The organism is Klebsiella sp. KTE92 (genome assembly GCF_000398905.1).
GTDB classification, from domain to species: domain Bacteria; phylum Pseudomonadota; class Gammaproteobacteria; order Enterobacterales; family Enterobacteriaceae; genus Klebsiella; species Klebsiella variicola.
In genome coordinates this window covers 3827636-3845167 of the sequence record NZ_KB976100.1, presented here as the reverse complement: position 1 = coordinate 3845167, position 17532 = coordinate 3827636, and the positions used below count along the sequence as shown (strand labels likewise).

The window sequence follows — 17532 nt, the reverse complement described above, 5'->3', positions numbered from 1 at the left end:
CGGTTTGACCACTTTTTTATCCCATGTTCCGGGATGATATGATTTAATGTGCAACATTCATGGTCTGTAAGAGGCAAAAATGGCATTATGCGCCCCTTACGACAAAACTGGCATCGACCAGGTTCAGGCAGAAAGGTTATCAATGAGCTGGATTGAACGAATTAAAAGCAACATCACTCCCACCCGCAAGGCGAGCATTCCTGAGGGTGTATGGACCAAGTGCGATAGCTGCGGTCAGGTACTCTACCGCGCCGAGCTGGAGCGCAACCTGGAGGTTTGTCCTAAGTGCGATCACCATATGCGCATGTCGGCGCGTAATCGCCTGCATAGCCTGTTGGATGAAGGTTCTCTGGTAGAACTGGGTAGCGAACTTGAGCCAAAAGATGTGCTGAAGTTCCGCGATTCAAAAAAATACAAAGACCGCCTGGCGTCCGCTCAGAAAGAGACGGGCGAGAAAGACGCGCTGGTGGTAATGAAAGGTACGCTCTACGCGATGCCGGTGGTTGCCGCCGCCTTTGAGTTCTCCTTTATGGGGGGCTCGATGGGTTCCGTCGTCGGCGCACGCTTTGTGCGCGCCGTGGAGCAGGCGCTGGAAGACAACTGCCCGCTGATCTGCTTCTCCGCCTCCGGCGGCGCGCGTATGCAGGAAGCGCTGATGTCGCTGATGCAGATGGCGAAAACCTCCGCCGCACTGGCGAAAATGCAGGAGCGCGGGCTGCCGTACATCTCCGTGCTGACCGACCCGACCATGGGCGGCGTATCGGCGAGCTTTGCGATGCTGGGCGATCTGAACATTGCCGAGCCGAAAGCGCTGATCGGCTTTGCCGGTCCTCGCGTAATTGAGCAGACCGTACGCGAGAAGCTGCCGCCGGGATTCCAGCGCAGCGAGTTTCTGATTGAAAAAGGGGCGATCGATATGATCGTTCGCCGCCCGGAAATGCGTCTCAAGCTGGCCAGCATTCTGGCGAAGCTGATGAACCTGCCGGCGCCGGTTGCCGTTTCGGAAGCGCCTCATGAAGGCGTGGTGGTGCCGCCGGCACCGGATCAGGAACCTGAGGCCTGATAAAGCAGAGGGCAGGGCCTGGCGGCGCTGCCCTTTTTTATTCATACGCGTTAACCGTCAATTCTTACGGGCATCATGGAAAAAGATCCTATTCCTCAGGCCACGTCGCCCCTGGCTACGTGGCTTTCTTATCTGGAACATCTGCACAGTAAAACCATCGACCTGGGGCTGGCGCGCGTCAGCGAGGTCGCCGGGCAGATGGATATCGTTAAACCGGCGCCATTTGTTTTTACCGTCGCGGGCACCAATGGCAAAGGCACCACCTGCCGCACGCTGGAAACCGTCCTGATGGCGGCCGGCTATAAAGTGGGGGTCTACAGCTCCCCGCATCTGGTGCGCTACACCGAACGCGTGCGCATTCAGGGAGCGGAACTGCCGGAGGCCGCGCATACGGCCTCGTTTGCTGAAATCGAAGCCGCGCGCGGTGACATCTCGTTGACCTATTTTGAGTACGGCACGCTCTCGGCGCTATGGCTGTTTAAGCAGGCGCAGCTGGATGTGGTGATCCTTGAGGTCGGGCTGGGTGGCCGTCTCGACGCCACCAATATCGTAGATGCCGACGTCGCGGTGGTCACCAGCATCGCCCTCGATCATACCGACTGGCTGGGGCCGGATCGCGAAAGTATCGGCCGGGAAAAAGCGGGTATCTTTCGCGCCGGTAAACCGGCGGTGGTGGGTGAGCCGGATATGCCGCACACCATTGCCGACGTGGCCAGCGAGAAGGGCGCGCTGCTCCAGCGCCGCGGCGTCGACTGGTGCTATGAGGTGGAGGACGAGACTTGGTCCTTCCGCGACGCGGCCGGGGCGTTAAGCCGCCTGCCGTTGCCTCAGGTGCCGTTGCCGAATGCGGCGACGGCCGTGGCGGCGCTGCGCGCCAGCGGGCTTGCCGTGGATGACGCCATCCTACGCGATGGGATCCGCGACGCGATGCTGCCGGGCCGTTTTCAGATAATCAGCGATGCCCCGCGGGTGATCCTCGATGTAGCGCATAACCCGCACGCGGCGGCCTATCTCGCCGGGCGTCTCAAAACGTTAGCGAAAACGGGACGCGTGCTGGCGGTTATTGGTATGCTGCATGATAAGGACATTGCCGGTACGCTGGCCAATCTGGCCCCGGAAGTCGACGCCTGGTACTGCGCGCCGCTGGAAGGCCCGCGCGGCGCGACGGCGGAGCAGCTGGTGGAACATTTGCGTGGCGGCACAGTCTATACCAGCGTGGCGCAGGCGTGGCATGCGGCCATGGCTGACGCTAAAGTGGAAGATACCGTGCTGGTGTGTGGTTCGTTTCACACCGTAGCGCAGGTTATGGAAGAGATAGACGCGGGGAGAATCGGTGGCGAGTAAGTTTCAGAACCGTTTAGTCGGGACAATCGTGCTGGTGGCGCTGGGGGTGATTATCCTGCCAGGGCTGCTGGACGGGCAGAAAAAGCATTACCAGGATGAGTTTGCCGCGATCCCGCTGGTGCCGAAACCGGGCGATCGCGATGAACCGGATATGTTGCCAGCGGCGACCCAGGCGTTGCCTTCGCAACCGCCGGAAGGAGCGGCGGAAGAGGTGCGGGCGGGTGATGCCGCCGCGCCATCGTTAGATCCATCGCGTATTCCGGTGAACAGCAACAGCTTCGACGACGTTCAGGAGCCGGTGGTGGCCGCGAAACCGCAGCCCAAGCCGCAGCCGAAACCACAGCCGCAGCCGCAACAGCAGGCCGCGACGCCAACGCCGCCGCCGGCTAAGCCACAGCAGCAACAGCCACCGCAGCAGCAGGCGGCCCTGCCGGCGCCGACCGGGAAAGCCTATGTGGTTCAGCTGGGCGCGTTGAAGAACGCCGATAAGGTGAATGAGATTGTGGGTAAACTGCGGGCCTCGGGGTTCAAAGTCTATACGTCGCCTTCGACGCCGGTACAGGGTAAAATTACCCGCATCCTCGTCGGCCCGGATGCGTCAAAAGACAAGCTGAAAGGCCAGCTGGGCGATCTACAGCAGATCTCCGGGCTTAGCGGGGTCGTGATGGGCTTCACCCCAAACTGATTGTTTTTTCCGCCATGCGGAGAGAACGTGGCGGGGAGAAACGCCCCGCAAACCCTGTCTCAGCCGCCCTCAAGAGGCGAAAGGCAGTCTGGCGTTGAATGTTTTTTCAGCGCCATTTTTATTTCTGTAGGGCATGGAAATCCCTACGCAAACGTTTTCTTTTTCTGTTAGAATGCGCCCCGAACTGGACGACAGGGCGTAAATCGTGGGACGTATATGGTCTGGATTGATTACGCCATTATGGCGGTGCTGGGTCTTTCTTGCCTGGTCAGCCTGATCCGCGGCTTTGTTCGCGAAGCTTTATCGTTAGTGACGTGGGGTTGCGCGTTTTATGTCGCCAGCCATTACTACGCTGACCTGTCTGTCTGGTTTACGGGCTTTGAGGATGAACGGGTTCGAAATGGGATTGCTATTGCGGCGCTGTTTATCGTGACGCTCATCGTTGGCGCTATCGTGAACTATGTGATAGGCCAGCTGGTGGAGAAGACCGGTTTGTCAGGAACCGACAGGGTATTGGGGATCTGCTTCGGCGCGCTACGTGGGGTGCTGATCATCGCCGCTATCTTGTTCTTCCTGGACACCTTTACCGGAATGGCGAAGAGCGATGACTGGCATCAGTCGCAGTTTATTCCCTATTTTACCCCCGTCATCAGATGGTTTTTTGAATACCTGCAAAGCTCGTCAAGTTTCTTGCCTAAAGTATAGACTTTGGGTCGTTGCTGAACGAGGAAAAGACGTATGTGCGGTATTGTCGGTATCGCCGGTGTTATGCCGGTTAACCAGTCGATTTATGATGCGCTAACGGTGCTCCAGCACCGTGGACAGGATGCCGCTGGCATCATCACCATTGATGCCAACAACTGCTTCCGGTTGCGTAAGGCTAACGGGCTGGTAAGCGACGTATTCGAAGCCCGCCACATGCAGCGTATGCAGGGCAATATGGGTATTGGCCACGTGCGTTATCCTACGGCGGGCAGCTCCAGCGCCTCCGAGGCTCAGCCGTTTTACGTTAACTCGCCGTATGGCATCACATTGGCGCATAACGGCAACCTGACCAATGCGCACGAGCTGCGTAAAAAGCTGTTTGAAGAAAAACGCCGCCATATCAATACCACCTCTGATTCCGAAATCCTCCTCAATATTTTCGCCAGTGAGCTGGATAACTTCCGTCACTACCCGCTGGAAGCGGACAACATCTTCGCTGCGATTGCGGCGACCAACCGCCTGATCCGCGGCGCGTACGCGTGCGTCGCGATGATCATCGGTCATGGCATGGTGGCCTTCCGCGACCCTAACGGCATTCGTCCGCTGGTGCTGGGTAAACGTGACGTTGGCGACGGTCGCACTGAGTATATGGTGGCCTCGGAAAGCGTGGCGCTTGATACGCTTGGTTTTGAATTCCTGCGCGATGTCGCGCCGGGCGAAGCGGTCTATATTACTGAGAAAGGCCAGCTGTATACCCGTCAGTGTGCCGATAATCCGGTCAGCAACCCATGCTTGTTCGAGTACGTCTATTTTGCTCGTCCGGACTCGTTTATTGACAAAATTTCCGTCTACAGCGCCCGCGTCAACATGGGGACTAAGCTGGGCGAAAAGATTGCCCGCGAGTGGGAAGATCTGGATATTGACGTCGTTATCCCGATCCCGGAGACCTCCTGCGACATCGCTCTGGAAATCGCCCGCATTCTCGACAAACCTTATCGTCAGGGCTTTGTGAAGAACCGCTACGTCGGCCGGACGTTTATCATGCCCGGTCAGCAGCTGCGTCGTAAATCTGTTCGCCGTAAGCTCAACGCCAACCGTGCGGAATTCCGCGATAAGAGCGTGCTGCTCGTCGATGATTCCATTGTACGCGGCACCACCTCGGAGCAGATCATTGAGATGGCGCGCGAAGCGGGGGCGAAAAAAGTGTATCTGGCCTCCGCTGCGCCGGAAATTCGTTTCCCGAACGTGTATGGTATCGATATGCCGACCGCCAACGAACTGATCGCCCATGGCCGCGAAGTGGATGAGATCCGCCAGATCATCGGTGCCGATGGCCTGATTTTCCAGGATCTCAACGATCTGATCGACGCGGTGCGCGCGGAGAACCCGGATATTCAGCAGTTTGAATGCTCGGTGTTCAACGGCGTATATGTGACCCGGGATGTCGACCAGCAGTACCTCGACTATCTTGACTCCCTGCGTAACGATGATGCCAAAGCGGTCCAGCTGCAGAACGAAGTCGAAAATCTCGAGATGCACAACGAGGGTTAACCCGTTCGCGCGTCACGGGCCCGCCGTACCTGAAGGACGGCGGGCTTTTTTTCGCCCATCAACTGCGCGTCAATAGTTGCGCCACAGGCTATAATCCGGCAAAGTCTGCGGCACACGCGCAAGGGGTAACAGAACGTGAAACGACTGATTATTGGCATTTCTGGCGCCAGCGGCGCTATCTATGGCGTGCGGATGCTGCAGGTGCTGCGGGATGTGCCGGAAATTGAAACCCATCTGATCCTCAGCCAGGCGGCGCGGCAAACGCTGGCCCTCGAGACGGACTTCAGCGTGCGCGACGTGCAGGCGCTGGCCGATGTGGTACATGACGCTCGCGATATCGCCGCCAATATCTCTTCCGGTTCGTTCAAAACCGCCGGGATGGTGATTTTACCCTGCTCAATGAAAACGCTCTCTGGCATTGTCCATAGCTATACGGATGGCCTATTGACGCGGGCGGCTGATGTTGTGCTGAAGGAGCGTCGTCCGCTGGTGCTCTGCGTGCGGGAGACCCCGTTCCATCTCGGCCATCTGCGACTACTGGTTCAGGCCGCGGAGCTTGGGGCGGTGATAATGCCGCCGGTGCCGGCCTTTTATCATCGGCCGCAAAGCCTGGATGATGTCATCAACCAAACCGTCAACCGGGTGCTCGATCAGTTCGATATTAGCCTGTCTCAAGACTTGTTTACTCGCTGGCAGGGGGCACAGGATTGCACTAAATAAGTGCAGTCAATGTACGCTTGCGCCGCAGTGGTGCAAATTTGTCGTCCCGATCAAATCCTCGACATTTATTTCGTCTTTTTGCGCTGAGGCACTGCGGTTTCGCCAGTAATGCTGGTATCTTCCCTTCCAAGACAATCCTGCAACTTTATTTTAACAAATTTAACCCTGTTCCCGGCACGCACCGGGAAGATGGCACAAAAACTGCAGGATTGATCGGCAATCACCATAACAAGCAACGCACCACATCACGACACGACACTTAAGGGTACTGTATGAAGAAGACGATTCTGGCTCTCTCTTTACTCGTGGGAATGAGCAGCACGGCCAGCGTGTTTGCTGCTCTGCCGCAGAGCATTCGCATTGGCACTGACGCGACCTATGCGCCATTTTCGTCGAAAGACGCAAAAGGGGACTTTGTTGGTTTTGATATCGATTTAGGCAATGAACTGTGCTCCCGAATTAAGGTGAAATGTACCTGGGTCGGCAGTGATTTTGACTCCCTGATCCCCTCCCTCAAGGCGAAGAAAATTGACGCCATCATCTCTTCGCTCTCCATTACCGAGAAGCGTCAGCAAGAGATCGCTTTCTCTGACAAGCTTTATGCCGCTGACTCGCGTCTGATCGCCGCCAAAGGGTCGCCGATCCAGCCGACGCTGGAGGCGCTGAAAGGCAAGCACGTCGGGGTACTGCAAGGTTCTACTCAGGAAGCCTATGCCAATGACCGCTGGCGCAGCCAGGGCGTTGACGTGGTGGCCTACCAGAACCAGGATCTGATCTATTCAGATCTCGCAGCTGGCCGTCTGGATGCGGCGCTGCAGGATGAAGTCGCCGCCAGCGAAGGCTTCCTGAAACAGCCTGCCGGGAAAGATTTCGCCTTCGCCGGCCCGTCGGTGAAAGATAAAAAGTACTTTGGCGATGGTACCGGTATCGGTCTGCGTAAGGACGACGTCGAACTGAAAGCTGCGTTTGATAAAGCGCTGGGCGAGATACGTAAAGACGGCACCTACGACAAAATGGCGAAGAAATACTTCGATTTTAACGTTTACGGCGACTAAGACTGCTGCAGGCCCGCACGATAGTGTGGGCCTGACGCCATACTCGTGATCCTGCCCCAGAACGGTGCAACAAAAAACGCTGTGGATCATTTCAGTGCAAAAGCAGCCAGTTTTTTGGCTAAAAAATGCATAGTTAAGCGTTTCTGATGCAAAAAATCGGCCTTTCTGGTGCATAAATCTTTGCCCTCAAGGGGCGAATAATGGCACGATAACTGGCGTAAATAGTTCTAATAAACCCGTTAGAATGACAGTCTGTCGAGGATAGTTATGAAAAAACTGGCGTTGTCTCTCTCTTTAGCGCTGGCCCTTTCCAGCGTTTCCACAGTCTTTGCCGCCATTCCGCAAAAAATTCGTATTGGCACCGATCCGACTTATGCCCCCTTCGAATCGAAGAATGCGCAGGGGGAATTGGTCGGTTTTGATATCGATCTGGCAAAAGAGCTGTGTAAGCGTATTAATACCCAATGTACCTTTGTTGAAAACCCGCTGGATGCGCTGATCCCCTCCTTAAAAGCGAAGAAAATCGACGCGATTATGTCTTCGCTGTCGATTACCGAAAAGCGCCAGCAGGAAATTGCCTTCACCGACAAGCTGTACGCGGCAGATTCGCGTCTGGTGGTGAAAAAGGGCAGCCCGGTAACGCCGGATCTCGCCACCCTGAAGGGTAAGCGCGTGGGCGTGCTGCAGGGGACGACTCAGGAAACCTATGGCAATGAGCACTGGGCGCCGAAAGGTATCGAAATTGTCTCCTATCAGGGGCAGGACAATATCTATTCCGACCTGACCGCCGGCCGTATCGACGCCGCGTTCCAGGATGAGGTTGCGGCCAGCGAAGGGTTCCTGAAACAGCCAATCGGTAAAGATTACCAGTTTGGCGGCCCGTCAATTAAAGACGAGAAGCTGTTCGGCGTCGGTACCGGTATGGGGCTGCGTAAGGAAGACAACGAACTGCGTGAAGCGCTGAATAAGGCGTTTGCAGAGATGCGTAAGGACGGCACCTACGACAAAATGGCGAAAAAATACTTCGATTTTAACGTATACGGCGAATAATTCTCACGCCTCACCATTGCGTGCGTTTCGCGCGCAATGGTGAATGACAGACAGGGTAGGCAGCATGCTGTATGGGTTTTCACAGGTTATTTTGCAGGGTGCGCTCGTCACCCTGGAGCTTGCGCTCAGCTCGGTCGTTCTCGCCGTCCTGATAGGGCTGGCGGGCGCTGGCGCAAAGTTATCGAGCAACCGTCCTCTGGCGCTGGTATTTGAAGGCTATACCACACTGATTCGCGGCGTGCCCGATCTGGTGCTGATGCTGCTGATTTTCTATGGCCTGCAGATTGCGCTGAACAGCGTCACCGATGCGCTGGGCATGGCGCAGTTTGATATCGATCCGATGATCGCCGGGATTATTACCCTCGGCTTTATCTATGGCGCCTATTTTACGGAAACTTTCCGCGGCGCCTACCTTGCGGTGCCGAAGGGGCATATCGAAGCGGCTACCGCCTTTGGCTTTAGCGGCGGGCAGACGTTCCGGCGTATTCTGTTCCCGGCGATGATGCGCTACGCGCTGCCGGGGATCGGCAACAACTGGCAGGTTATTCTCAAGGCAACGGCGCTGGTCTCGCTGCTGGGGCTGGAGGATGTGGTCAAAGCCACGCAGCTGGCTGGGAAAAGCACCTGGCAGCCGTTCTATTTCGCCATCGTCTGCGGCCTGATTTATCTGGTGTTTACCACCCTTTCTAATGGCGTACTGCTGCTGCTCGAACGCCGCTATACCGTTGGCGTGAAGAGGGCTGACCTGTGATTGAAATTATTCAGGAGTACTGGAAATCACTGCTGTGGACCGACGGCTATCGCTTTACCGGCGTGGCGATTACCCTGTGGTTGTTGATCTCATCGGTGGTGATGGGCGGCATTCTGGCGGTGTTTCTGGCCATTGGCCGCGTCTCGAGCAATAAATTTATCCAGTTCCCCATCTGGCTGTTCACTTACATCTTTCGCGGCACGCCGCTGTATGTGCAACTGCTGGTTTTTTACTCCGGCATGTATACCCTGGAAATCGTCAAAGGCACGGAGCTGCTGAACGCTTTTTTCCGCAGCGGGCTAAACTGCACGGTGCTGGCGTTAACCCTGAATACCTGCGCCTATACCACTGAAATTTTCGCCGGGGCGATCCGCTCAGTACCCGCCGGAGAAATTGAAGCGGCACGGGCCTACGGCTTCTCGTCCGTCAAACTGTACCGCTGCATTATTCTGCCTTCCGCGCTGCGCATTGCGCTACCGGCCTACAGTAACGAAGTGATCCTGATGCTGCACTCCACCGCGCTGGCGTTTACCGCTACGGTGCCGGATCTGCTGAAAATCGCTCGCGATATTAACTCCGCGACCTATCAGCCGTTCACTGCCTTTGGCATCGCCGCGGTGCTCTATTTAATTATCTCGTATGTGCTGATTAGCTTGTTCCGTAAAGCGGAAAAGCGCTGGTTGCAGCATATCAAACCTTCTTCGACGCATTGAGAACGCCATGTCCGACAATAAATTAAACGTTATCGATCTGCACAAACGCTATGGGGAACACGAGGTGCTGAAGGGCGTCTCCCTGCAGGCGAAAGCCGGGGACGTTATCAGTATCATCGGTTCATCGGGTTCCGGAAAAAGTACCTTTTTGCGCTGCATTAACTTCCTTGAAAAACCGAGCGAAGGCACGATCGTCGTCAGTGGCCAGAATATTGGCCTGGTGCGGGATAAGGACGGCCAGCTGAAGGTGGCTGATAAGAACCAGTTGCGCCTGCTGCGCACCCGCCTGACCATGGTGTTCCAGCATTTCAATCTGTGGAGCCATATGACGGTGCTGGAGAACGTCATGGAGGCGCCGATTCAGGTGCTGGGCTTAAGCAAACAGGAAGCGCGCGATCGCGCGGTAAAATACCTGGCCAAGGTCGGGATTGACGAACGTCAGCAGGCGAAATACCCGGTGCATCTCTCCGGCGGCCAGCAGCAGCGTGTCTCGATTGCCCGCGCGCTGGCGATGGAGCCGGAAGTGCTGCTGTTTGATGAGCCAACGTCCGCTCTGGATCCGGAACTGGTGGGCGAAGTGTTGCGTATCATGCAGCAGCTGGCGGAAGAGGGAAAAACCATGGTGGTGGTGACCCACGAAATGGGCTTTGCCCGCCACGTCTCTTCGCATGTTATTTTCCTGCATCAGGGCAAAATTGAAGAAGAAGGGCATCCGGACGCGCTGTTTGGCGCGCCGAAAAGCCCGCGCCTGCAGCAGTTTCTGAAAGGGTCGCTGAAATAACCGGCTCACCCGGCGTCTGTAGGCGTCGGGTGAACTTCCCGCTCCAGCCGATAGATCCAGTCATCGTAATCGATGCCGTTCAGATGATAGGCTTTCTCCAGCACCTGGGTGCGCACAAAGCCTTGCTTCTCCAGCAGGCGCGATGAGCCATCATTTTCACTCAGCACCCAGGCATTGATGGCCTGCACCCCCAGCGTGCTGAAACCATAATCGCAGATCGCGCGCAGCGCTTCGCTGGCATAGCCTCTTCCCTGAGCCTGCGGTAACAGGGCGTAGCCGACGTCAGCCTCGTGCGGATTTTTCGGACTGATGCGTAGCCCAATATCGCCCAGCGCGTCGCCGCGTTTATCACGCAAAACAAACACCCCGGGATCGGCACAGCGGCTGGCAAACACGCTGCGTAGCGCCGTCTCGCTTAACACTTCCCCCATAAAACGCATCACCAGCGGATCCTGGCGCAGGCGCAGAAAAAAGGGCCAGTCATCGGTAACAAAGCGGGTAAGCGAAAGGCGTGGTGTGGTGATGGTTGTCATAAAGCAGTCAATACGCAGAAAGAAAAGCCTACCTTAGCACTTTGCTTCGCCAGGTAACATCGGCGAACCGGCCGGCTGGCGGTGAATTCAGGCGATTAAGGGCGCTGGTTGTCCTGAATATGGCGATGCTGCAGCGCCAGGGTGAGGCCGCCATCCAGGCGTGGAGCATGAGCCAGCAGAATGGAATCAGGGGAGCCAATGCTCCCCTGTGTCAGCCATTAACGCAGCACATCCTTTAGCGCTTCTTCCAGATCGTACCAGCGGAAGGCGAATCCAGCGGCTTCCAGACGCTTAGGCAGCGCGCGCTGGCCACCGAGTACCAGGACGGCAGACTCACCCATCAGCAGGCGAATAGCAGCGGCAGGAACGCGGAAAATGGCTGGTCGATTGAGCGCATGACCCAAGGCGTGGGCGAACTGTTCGTTATGCACCGGGTAGGGAGAAACCATATTGAACGGACCGCGTAGATCGTTATCCAGCAGCCACAGAATGCCGTTAACCATATCGTCGATATGGATCCAGGCCAGATACTGTCTGCCGCTGCCGATAGGCCCACCGAGGCCGAGCTTAAAGGCGGGCGTCATTTTGCCGAGAATACCGCCCCGCGGGGCCAGTACCACGCCGGTGCGCAGCAGGCAGACGCGGGTACGTTCGCTTTGCGCTTCACAGGCAATTTGCTCCCAGCGGGCGCAAAGCTTATGGGTAAACTCATTGTGCGGTGGTTCTTCTTCGGTCACCACCACCTCGCCGAGATCGCCGTAGTAGCCGGTGGCAGACCCGCTGATCAGCACGGAGGGAGGCGTGTCGCTGGCGTGGATCAGGCCCACCAGCCGCTGAGTGAGATCCCAGCGGCTATGGCACAAGCGTTGTTTCTGCTCGGCCGTCCAGCGTTTATCAGCTATGGGCTCACCTGCCAGATTAATAACGGCATCAATATCATTGAGGTGGTGATGGCCTTCGAAATCGCGCCACAGCGTGACGCGCGGATCGAGGCGGGCGCGGGCGCTATCCGGGTGCCGCGTGGAAACCGTGACGCTATGCCCCAGCTCCAGCAACCGGGGTATCAGATGTCGGCCAATCAGGCCGGTGCCACCCGTAAGCAGGATCTTCATACCACCTCCCTGACATCGTTATCGCCGCCAGCTCATGGTCATCGACACCGAGTCGGCATAGCGTAGCGCATGAAGTTTATCGATCTCCACTTCAGCATATGTGACCCAGTGATGTTCGCATGCGATATTCAGCACATCCTGAGTTAATTTTTCCAGCAACGAGAAACGGCCATTCTCAAGATGGCTGATGATGCGCTTGGTAATGGTGCGGTAGTTCAACGCATCATTGATGTCTTCGCTATCGCGCGCCTTATCGGCGGGATAGTGAATCGCCACATTCACCACCACGTCCTGGCGGTTGGCGATCTCTTCCTCTTTAATTCCAATAAAAGTACGCAGGCGCAGGTTCTTAATACGAATAATGGCGTCTGGTTGAGACATTGCAGGCTTCCTCCGTGTTGTAAGTTCTGCAATCATACAACAAAGCGCGACGGGCGAGCAGGGGGTTAATAAGGCTGAATTTTTAGCATCGCTTCAATGGTCGCCGGTCGCTGCTTAATGCGCTCATACCAGTTATGCACCGCCGGATAGTTCGCCAGATCGATACGCTGTCGGACATGGTTGTTGACCCAGGGCCAGGCGGCAATATCGGCGATGCTGTAATGGTCGCCGCCAAGCCACGGACTGGCTTCGAGACGGTGGTTGAGAACCCCGTACAGTCGCTGGGTTTCCACCTGAAAACGTTCAATGGCATAGGGCACCGTTTGCGGCGCCGAGTGGGCAAAATGCTGATTTTGTCCCAGCATCGGCCCAAGACCGCCGACCTGCCAGAATAGCCATTGCAGAGTAATATAGCGCTCCCGCAGCTCACCGCTCAGCAGCTTGCCGCTTTTCTCCGCCAGATAGAGCAGGATGGCGCCGGACTCGAAGACGCTCAACGGCGCTCCGCCATCGACAGGCATATGGTCGACAATCGCCGGGATTTTGTTATTCGGCGAAATCGCCAGAAACTGTGGATGAAACTGTTCCCCTTTGCCGATATCGACCCGAATTAGCCGATAGGCCAGCTGCGCCTCTTCGAGAAACAGGGTGATTTTGTGGCCGTTTGGGGTGGGTGCATAGTAGAGATCGATCATAATATTTCCCGCCGTCGTGGGTCGCAAACTGTTCGAGTATAGGTGAAGCTGCGCAACCCGGGTGGAAATCCGCGAGCGGCGCATCGGTCTGGAGGCAGCCACGTGATGCTGACGCGCGGACGAGCAGTGACATCCCCGGCAAGCCAGGCTATGTTGGCTTATTGTCCTGTCTACCATCCTTGAGGAAGCCATGAGCCAGCCTGTGATTACCCTGTGGTCCGATGCCGATTTTTTCTCACCGTATGTGATGTCTGTCTATGTCGCCCTGCAGGAAAAGAGCCTGCCTTTTAGCCTTAAAACCGTCGACCTGAACCGCGGCGAACATCTGCAGGCCGGCTGGACGGGCTATACCGCCACCCGTCGCGTACCGCTGCTGGAGGTTGATGATTTCGCGCTGAGCGAGTCCTCGGCGATTACCGAGTATCTGGATGAGCGTTTCGCCCCGCCGGAGTGGGAGCGTATATACCCGCATGATCTGCAAAAACGCGCCCGCGCCCGGCAGATCCAGGCCTGGCTGCGCAGCGATCTGGTGCCGATTCGTGAAGAGCGATCCACCGCCGTGGTGTTTGGCGGGGTGAAAATGCCGGCCCTCAGCGAGGCAGGCAAGCAATCTGCGGAAAAACTGTTTACCACCGCCGCCATGCTACTGGCCCACGGCGGGCAAAATTTATTTGGCGAATGGTCCATTGCCGACGCCGACCTGGCGCTGATGCTCAATCGTCTGGTTCTCAATGGCGATGAGGTGCCGGAGACGCTGGCCGATTATGCGACTTTTCAGTGGCAACGGGCCTCAATCCAGCGTTACGCCGCGCTTTCCGCCAAACGCGCAGGCTGATCGCCCGCCGCGCTTCCGCTATCATAGTGGCATTGTAACCAGTGGAGATGGAATCTATGAAACTGATGTTTGCCTCCGATATTCACGGTTCGCTGCCCGCTACGGAACGCGTGCTTGAACGATTCGCGCAAAGCGGCGCCAGGTGGCTTATTATTCTCGGCGATGTGCTCAATCACGGGCCACGCAATGCGCTGCCGGAAGGCTATGCGCCGGCGGAGGTGGCCGAGCGGCTTAACAGCGTGGCGGAGCGCATTATTGCCGTTCGCGGCAATTGCGACAGCGAAGTGGATCAGATGCTACTTCGTTTTCCCATGACCGCGCCCTGGCAACAGGTGCTCAGCGAACGCTACCGCCTGTTTCTGACCCATGGCCATCTTTATAGCCCGGAAAATTTGCCGCCGCTGGACGCTGGCGATGTTCTGGCTTACGGCCATACTCATATTCCGGTTGCGGAAAAACGCGGTGCGATCTACCTGTTTAACCCTGGCTCAGTGAGTATCCCGAAAGGGGGATATTCCGCCAGCTATGGGCTGCTGGATCAGGGGCGTCTGCAGGTTTTAGCGCTCAATGATAATCAGGTTATTGCAGAGGTCGCAATTTACCCGTAATTTAGCCCTCAATCATAAAGACGCGCCGCGAGAGCGCTTTCAAAGTAAGGTTTCCTGATGGCGGAACAGAATCATTTGGCAAGCACAGAATGGGTCGATATTGTTAATGAAAACAATGAGGTGATAGCACAATCCAGCCGCGAGCAGATGCGCGCGCAGTGCCTGCGTCACCGGGCGACCTATATCGTCGTTCACGACGGAATGGGAAAAATTCTGGTGCAGCGACGCACCGAGACAAAAGACTTTCATCCGGGCATGCTGGATGCCACCGCCGGCGGCGTCGTTCAGGCCGATGAGCAACTGCTGGAGTCTGCCCGTCGCGAGGCCGAAGAAGAGTTAGGCATCGCGGGAGTACCGTTTGCCGATCACGGTCAGTTTTACTACGAAGATAAGTTCTGTCGCGTCTGGGGAAGCCTGTTCAGCTGCGTCTCGCATGGGCCATTTGCGCTGCAGGAAGAAGAGGTCAGCGAGGTGTGTTGGTTAACGCCGGAAGAGATCACCGCCCGCTGCGATGAATTCACGCCGGACTCGCTGAAAGCGCTGGCGCTGTGGATGACCCGTAACGCGGGTAATGAGTATGATGACGCGGAAGAGGGCGAGTAATACCGCAATCGCGCAGCAGCAACAGCTGCTCGCCTCCTGACGAAAAAAGGCAGCCATCTGGCTGCCTTTTGCTTTTATCTCAGCGGGGAATTACTTCTGCTGCTGAGCTGACTGGATCGCGGTCAGAGCGATGGTATAGACGATATCGTCAACCAGGGCGCCACGAGACAGGTCGTTGACCGGCTTGCGCATACCCTGCAGCATCGGCCCGATGGAGATCAGGTCGGCAGAGCGCTGTACCGCTTTGTACGTGGTGTTACCGGTGTTCAGATCCGGGAAGATGAACACGGTCGCGCGGCCAGCAACCGGCGAATTCGGCGCTTTGGATTTCGCCACGTCAGCCATGACAGCGGCGTCGTACTGCAGCGGACCATCGATCATCAGGTCAGGACGTTTTTCCTGCGCCAGACGGGTCGCTTCGCGGACTTTCTCGACATCGCTACCCGCGCCGGAGGTACCGGTGGAGTAGGAGAGCATCGCTACGCGCGGTTCGATACCGAAAGCAATGGCGGAGTCAGCGGACTGAATAGCGATTTCCGCCAGCTGTTCTGCCGTCGGATCCGGGTTGATCGCGCAGTCGCCGTAGACATAAACCTGTTCCGGCAGCAGCATGAAGAATACGGAAGAGACCAGCGAGCTGCCCGGTGCGGTTTTGATCAGCTGCAGCGGCGGACGAATGGTGTTGGCGGTGGTGTGAACCGCGCCGGACACCAGGCCGTCGACTTCGTCTTGTTCCAGCATCAGGGTGCCGAGAACCACGTTGTCTTCCAGCTGCTCGCGAGCGACGGCTTCGGTCATGCCCTTGCTCTTACGCAGTTCGACCAGGCGAGCCACGTAGCTTTCGCGAACCACTTCCGGGTCGACGATTTCGATACCCGCGCCCAGCTCAACGCCCTGCGCTGCGGCAACGCGGTTGATCTCATCCGGGTTACCCAGCAGCACACAGGTGGCGATGCCACGTTCCGCACAGATAGCGGCGGCTTTCACGGTACGCGGTTCGTCGCCTTCCGGCAGGACAACGCGTTTGCCGGCTTTGCGCGCCAGCTCGGTCAGCTGGTAGCGGAAAGCTGGCGGGGAGAGACGACGGCTGCGCTCGGAGGTCGCGGTCAGCGATTCGATCCAGTCGGCGTTGATGTAGTTGGCCACGTATTCCTGAACTTTCTCGATGCGCTCGTGATCGTCAACCGGTACTTCGAGGTTGAAGCTCTGCAGGCTCAGGGAGGTCTGCCAGGTATTGGTATTGACCATAAACACCGGCAGGCCGGTGGCGAAGGCACGTTCGCACAGCTTGCTGATGCGCGCGTCCATTTCATAGCCGCCGGTCAGCAGGATGGCGCCGATTTCCACGCCGTTCATCGCGGCCAGGCAGGCAGCGACCAGCACGTCAGGACGATCTGCCGAGGTGACCAGCAGCGAGCCTGCACGGAAGTGCTCCAGCATGTGTGGGATGCTGCGCGCGCAGAAGGTCACGGATTTCACGCGGCGGGTGTTGATATCGCCTTCGTTGATGATGGTGGCATTCAGGTGATGCGCCATGTCGATCGCGCGGGTGGCGATCAGATCGAAGCTCCACGGCACCGCGCCCAGCACCGGCAGGGTGCTGCCTTTCTGCAGCTGAGCCGGGTCGATCTTCACGACTTTCGCTTTCGACGAGTCGTCGAAGATTTCTGACAGGTCAGGACGGGTACGGCCCTGCTCGTCGACCGGTGCGTTCAGTTTGTTGACGATAACGCCGGTAATGCTGGTGTTTTTCGCGCCGCCAAAGCTGTTGCGGGTCAGTTCAATACGCTCGTTCAGCTGCTCTGGCGTATCGGTGCCCTGCGACATCACGAAGACGATTTCCGCGTTCAGCGTTTTGGCGATTTCAAAGTTCAGCGCCTGCGCGAACTGATGCTTACGGGTCGGCACCAGGCCTTCCACCAGTACTACTTCCGCATCCTGAGTGTTCGCGTGGTAGTTGGCGATGATCTCTTCCATCAGCACATCTTTCTGATTGCTGGAGAGCAGAGATTCAACGTGGTTCATCTTCAGCGGTTCAGCGGCGGTGGTCGTGGAGGAGCTGGCGCGAACGATGGTGGTGGTCTGGTCTGGCGCATCGCCACCGGAGCGCGGTTGGGCGATTGGTTTAAAGACGCTCAGACGAACGCCTTTGCGTTCCATAGCACGGATCACACCGAGGCTGACGCTGGTCAGGCCTACGCTGGTACCGGTAGGAATTAACATGATAGTACGGGACACGGTATATCCTCTTTCGTTACCGCCAGTATCAGGCGGGATACAAAACAGCACCACCAGCTACCCGTCATACTTCAAGTTGCATGCGCGTTGGCTCTACTTGCTCACCCCG

The 17532-nt window shown here is 57.1% G+C and carries 21 protein-coding genes; 15 read left to right on the top strand and 6 right to left on the bottom strand.

Features of this window, described 5'->3' with window-relative positions:
* Positions 1–142: 142 nt before the first annotated feature.
* The 6 genes from accD to A1WC_RS07550 all read left to right on the top strand — a co-directional run bounded on the left by accD (position 143) and on the right by A1WC_RS07550 (position 6068).
* On the top strand, positions 143–1063 hold the full coding sequence (accD, locus tag A1WC_RS07525; protein ID WP_002913220.1) for an acetyl-CoA carboxylase, carboxyltransferase subunit beta: 921 nt from the start codon (positions 143–145) through the stop codon (positions 1061–1063).
* 75 nt (positions 1064–1138) lie between these two features.
* Positions 1139–2407, top strand: coding sequence for a bifunctional tetrahydrofolate synthase/dihydrofolate synthase (folC, locus tag A1WC_RS07530; protein WP_012540972.1), 1269 nt, complete (start codon positions 1139–1141; stop codon positions 2405–2407).
* Positions 2397–3092, top strand: a complete 696-nt coding sequence (gene dedD / locus A1WC_RS07535) for a cell division protein DedD (RefSeq protein WP_008803928.1) — start codon at positions 2397–2399, stop codon at positions 3090–3092. Before folC ends, dedD begins: the two co-directional genes overlap by 11 nt.
* A gap of 216 nt (positions 3093–3308) precedes the next feature.
* Positions 3309–3797: a colicin V production protein gene (gene cvpA / locus A1WC_RS07540; protein ID WP_002913214.1), complete on the top strand. Its 489-nt coding sequence runs from the start codon at positions 3309–3311 to the stop codon at positions 3795–3797.
* A gap of 33 nt (positions 3798–3830) precedes the next feature.
* Entirely contained in the window at positions 3831–5348 is a 1518-nt protein-coding gene (gene purF, locus A1WC_RS07545; RefSeq protein WP_016161594.1) for an amidophosphoribosyltransferase, read from the top strand.
* A 135-nt stretch (positions 5349–5483) separates the two neighbouring features.
* Positions 5484–6068 carry a UbiX family flavin prenyltransferase gene (locus A1WC_RS07550; protein WP_016161593.1) on the top strand — a complete coding sequence of 195 codons (585 nt, stop codon included), beginning with the start codon at positions 5484–5486 and terminating at the stop codon, positions 6066–6068.
* 65 nt (positions 6069–6133) lie between these two features.
* Here A1WC_RS07550 and A1WC_RS28035 read toward each other — a convergent pair whose 3' ends face one another.
* On the bottom strand, positions 6134–6295 hold the full coding sequence (locus tag A1WC_RS28035; RefSeq protein ID WP_012540975.1) for a hypothetical protein: 162 nt from the start codon (positions 6293–6295) through the stop codon (positions 6134–6136).
* Between the two features lie 45 nt (positions 6296–6340).
* Between A1WC_RS28035 and argT the strand changes: the two genes are divergently transcribed.
* The 5 genes from argT (at position 6341) to hisP (ending at position 10418) form a co-directional block, all read left to right on the top strand.
* A complete protein-coding gene (argT, locus tag A1WC_RS07555) occupies positions 6341–7123 on the top strand; it encodes a lysine/arginine/ornithine ABC transporter substrate-binding protein ArgT (protein ID WP_008803930.1) in 783 nt (260 codons plus the stop codon).
* A 267-nt stretch (positions 7124–7390) separates the two neighbouring features.
* Entirely contained in the window at positions 7391–8173 is a 783-nt protein-coding gene (gene hisJ / locus A1WC_RS07560; protein ID WP_012540977.1) for a histidine ABC transporter substrate-binding protein HisJ, read from the top strand.
* Positions 8174–8237: 64 nt separating this feature from the next.
* A complete protein-coding gene (locus A1WC_RS07565) occupies positions 8238–8924 on the top strand; it encodes a histidine ABC transporter permease HisQ (RefSeq protein ID WP_004201769.1) in 687 nt (228 codons plus the stop codon).
* Positions 8921–9637 (top strand): histidine ABC transporter permease HisM, encoded by a 717-nt coding sequence (hisM, locus tag A1WC_RS07570; RefSeq protein ID WP_002913207.1) that lies wholly within the window; start codon positions 8921–8923, stop codon positions 9635–9637. Before A1WC_RS07565 ends, hisM begins: the two co-directional genes overlap by 4 nt.
* Before the next feature lie 7 nt (positions 9638–9644).
* Positions 9645–10418: a histidine ABC transporter ATP-binding protein HisP gene (gene hisP, locus A1WC_RS07575; protein WP_008803931.1), complete on the top strand. Its 774-nt coding sequence runs from the start codon at positions 9645–9647 to the stop codon at positions 10416–10418.
* Positions 10419–10423: 5 nt separating this feature from the next.
* On the opposite strand, the gene A1WC_RS07580 is transcribed toward hisP, so the two are convergent.
* Entirely contained in the window at positions 10424–10951 is a 528-nt protein-coding gene (locus A1WC_RS07580) for a GNAT family N-acetyltransferase (protein WP_016161592.1), read from the bottom strand.
* A gap of 119 nt (positions 10952–11070) precedes the next feature.
* Here A1WC_RS07580 and A1WC_RS28030 point away from each other — a divergent pair, with 119 nt between their 5' ends.
* The gene (locus tag A1WC_RS28030) at positions 11071–11190 is read left to right on the top strand and encodes a hypothetical protein (protein ID WP_046621444.1); all 120 of its coding nucleotides are present in this window, start codon (positions 11071–11073) and stop codon (positions 11188–11190) included.
* Here A1WC_RS28030 and A1WC_RS07585 read toward each other — a convergent pair.
* From A1WC_RS07585 to yfcG, 3 genes are all read right to left on the bottom strand, one after another.
* Positions 11170–12063: a TIGR01777 family oxidoreductase gene (locus A1WC_RS07585; protein ID WP_008803933.1), complete on the bottom strand. Its 894-nt coding sequence runs from the start codon at positions 12061–12063 to the stop codon at positions 11170–11172. The genes A1WC_RS28030 and A1WC_RS07585 overlap by 21 nt on opposite strands.
* A gap of 18 nt (positions 12064–12081) precedes the next feature.
* On the bottom strand, positions 12082–12444 hold the full coding sequence (gene folX / locus A1WC_RS07590; RefSeq protein ID WP_002913200.1) for a dihydroneopterin triphosphate 2'-epimerase: 363 nt from the start codon (positions 12442–12444) through the stop codon (positions 12082–12084).
* A gap of 65 nt (positions 12445–12509) precedes the next feature.
* A complete protein-coding gene (gene yfcG / locus A1WC_RS07595; RefSeq protein WP_012967506.1) occupies positions 12510–13139 on the bottom strand; it encodes a GSH-dependent disulfide bond oxidoreductase in 630 nt (209 codons plus the stop codon).
* 190 nt (positions 13140–13329) lie between these two features.
* Here yfcG and yfcF point away from each other — a divergent pair, with 190 nt between their 5' ends.
* Genes yfcF through yfcD form a run of 3 tightly spaced genes read left to right on the top strand, consistent with a single transcriptional unit; the run spans position 13330 to position 15185 of the window.
* Positions 13330–13974 (top strand): glutathione transferase, encoded by a 645-nt coding sequence (gene yfcF, locus A1WC_RS07600; protein ID WP_016161591.1) that lies wholly within the window; start codon positions 13330–13332, stop codon positions 13972–13974.
* A 56-nt stretch (positions 13975–14030) separates the two neighbouring features.
* On the top strand, positions 14031–14582 hold the full coding sequence (gene yfcE / locus A1WC_RS07605) for a phosphodiesterase (protein WP_012967508.1): 552 nt from the start codon (positions 14031–14033) through the stop codon (positions 14580–14582).
* Positions 14583–14639: 57 nt separating this feature from the next.
* Positions 14640–15185, top strand: coding sequence for an NUDIX hydrolase YfcD (gene yfcD, locus A1WC_RS07610; RefSeq protein WP_012540981.1), 546 nt, complete (start codon positions 14640–14642; stop codon positions 15183–15185).
* A gap of 90 nt (positions 15186–15275) precedes the next feature.
* On the opposite strand, the gene pta is transcribed toward yfcD, so the two are convergent.
* On the bottom strand, positions 15276–17423 hold the full coding sequence (gene pta / locus A1WC_RS07615; protein WP_008803939.1) for a phosphate acetyltransferase: 2148 nt from the start codon (positions 17421–17423) through the stop codon (positions 15276–15278).
* Between the last annotated feature and the right edge of the window lie 109 nt (positions 17424–17532).

Coding starts and splice junctions, on each gene's coding strand:
- accD (WP_002913220.1), top strand. CDS start 143: ATGAGCTGGATTGAACGAATTAAAAGCAACATCACTCCCACCCGCAAG.
- folC (WP_012540972.1), top strand. CDS start 1,139: ATGGAAAAAGATCCTATTCCTCAGGCCACGTCGCCCCTGGCTACGTGG.
- cvpA (WP_002913214.1), top strand. CDS start 3,309: ATGGTCTGGATTGATTACGCCATTATGGCGGTGCTGGGTCTTTCTTGC.
- purF (WP_016161594.1), top strand. CDS start 3,831: ATGTGCGGTATTGTCGGTATCGCCGGTGTTATGCCGGTTAACCAGTCG.
- A1WC_RS28035 (WP_012540975.1), bottom strand. CDS start 6,295: ATGGTGATTGCCGATCAATCCTGCAGTTTTTGTGCCATCTTCCCGGTG.
- argT (WP_008803930.1), top strand. CDS start 6,341: ATGAAGAAGACGATTCTGGCTCTCTCTTTACTCGTGGGAATGAGCAGC.
- hisJ (WP_012540977.1), top strand. CDS start 7,391: ATGAAAAAACTGGCGTTGTCTCTCTCTTTAGCGCTGGCCCTTTCCAGC.
- A1WC_RS07565 (WP_004201769.1), top strand. CDS start 8,238: ATGCTGTATGGGTTTTCACAGGTTATTTTGCAGGGTGCGCTCGTCACC.
- hisP (WP_008803931.1), top strand. CDS start 9,645: ATGTCCGACAATAAATTAAACGTTATCGATCTGCACAAACGCTATGGG.
- A1WC_RS07580 (WP_016161592.1), bottom strand. CDS start 10,951: ATGACAACCATCACCACACCACGCCTTTCGCTTACCCGCTTTGTTACC.
- A1WC_RS28030 (WP_046621444.1), top strand. CDS start 11,071: ATGGCGATGCTGCAGCGCCAGGGTGAGGCCGCCATCCAGGCGTGGAGC.
- A1WC_RS07585 (WP_008803933.1), bottom strand. CDS start 12,063: ATGAAGATCCTGCTTACGGGTGGCACCGGCCTGATTGGCCGACATCTG.
- folX (WP_002913200.1), bottom strand. CDS start 12,444: ATGTCTCAACCAGACGCCATTATTCGTATTAAGAACCTGCGCCTGCGT.
- yfcG (WP_012967506.1), bottom strand. CDS start 13,139: ATGATCGATCTCTACTATGCACCCACCCCAAACGGCCACAAAATCACC.
- yfcF (WP_016161591.1), top strand. CDS start 13,330: ATGAGCCAGCCTGTGATTACCCTGTGGTCCGATGCCGATTTTTTCTCA.
- yfcE (WP_012967508.1), top strand. CDS start 14,031: ATGAAACTGATGTTTGCCTCCGATATTCACGGTTCGCTGCCCGCTACG.
- yfcD (WP_012540981.1), top strand. CDS start 14,640: ATGGCGGAACAGAATCATTTGGCAAGCACAGAATGGGTCGATATTGTT.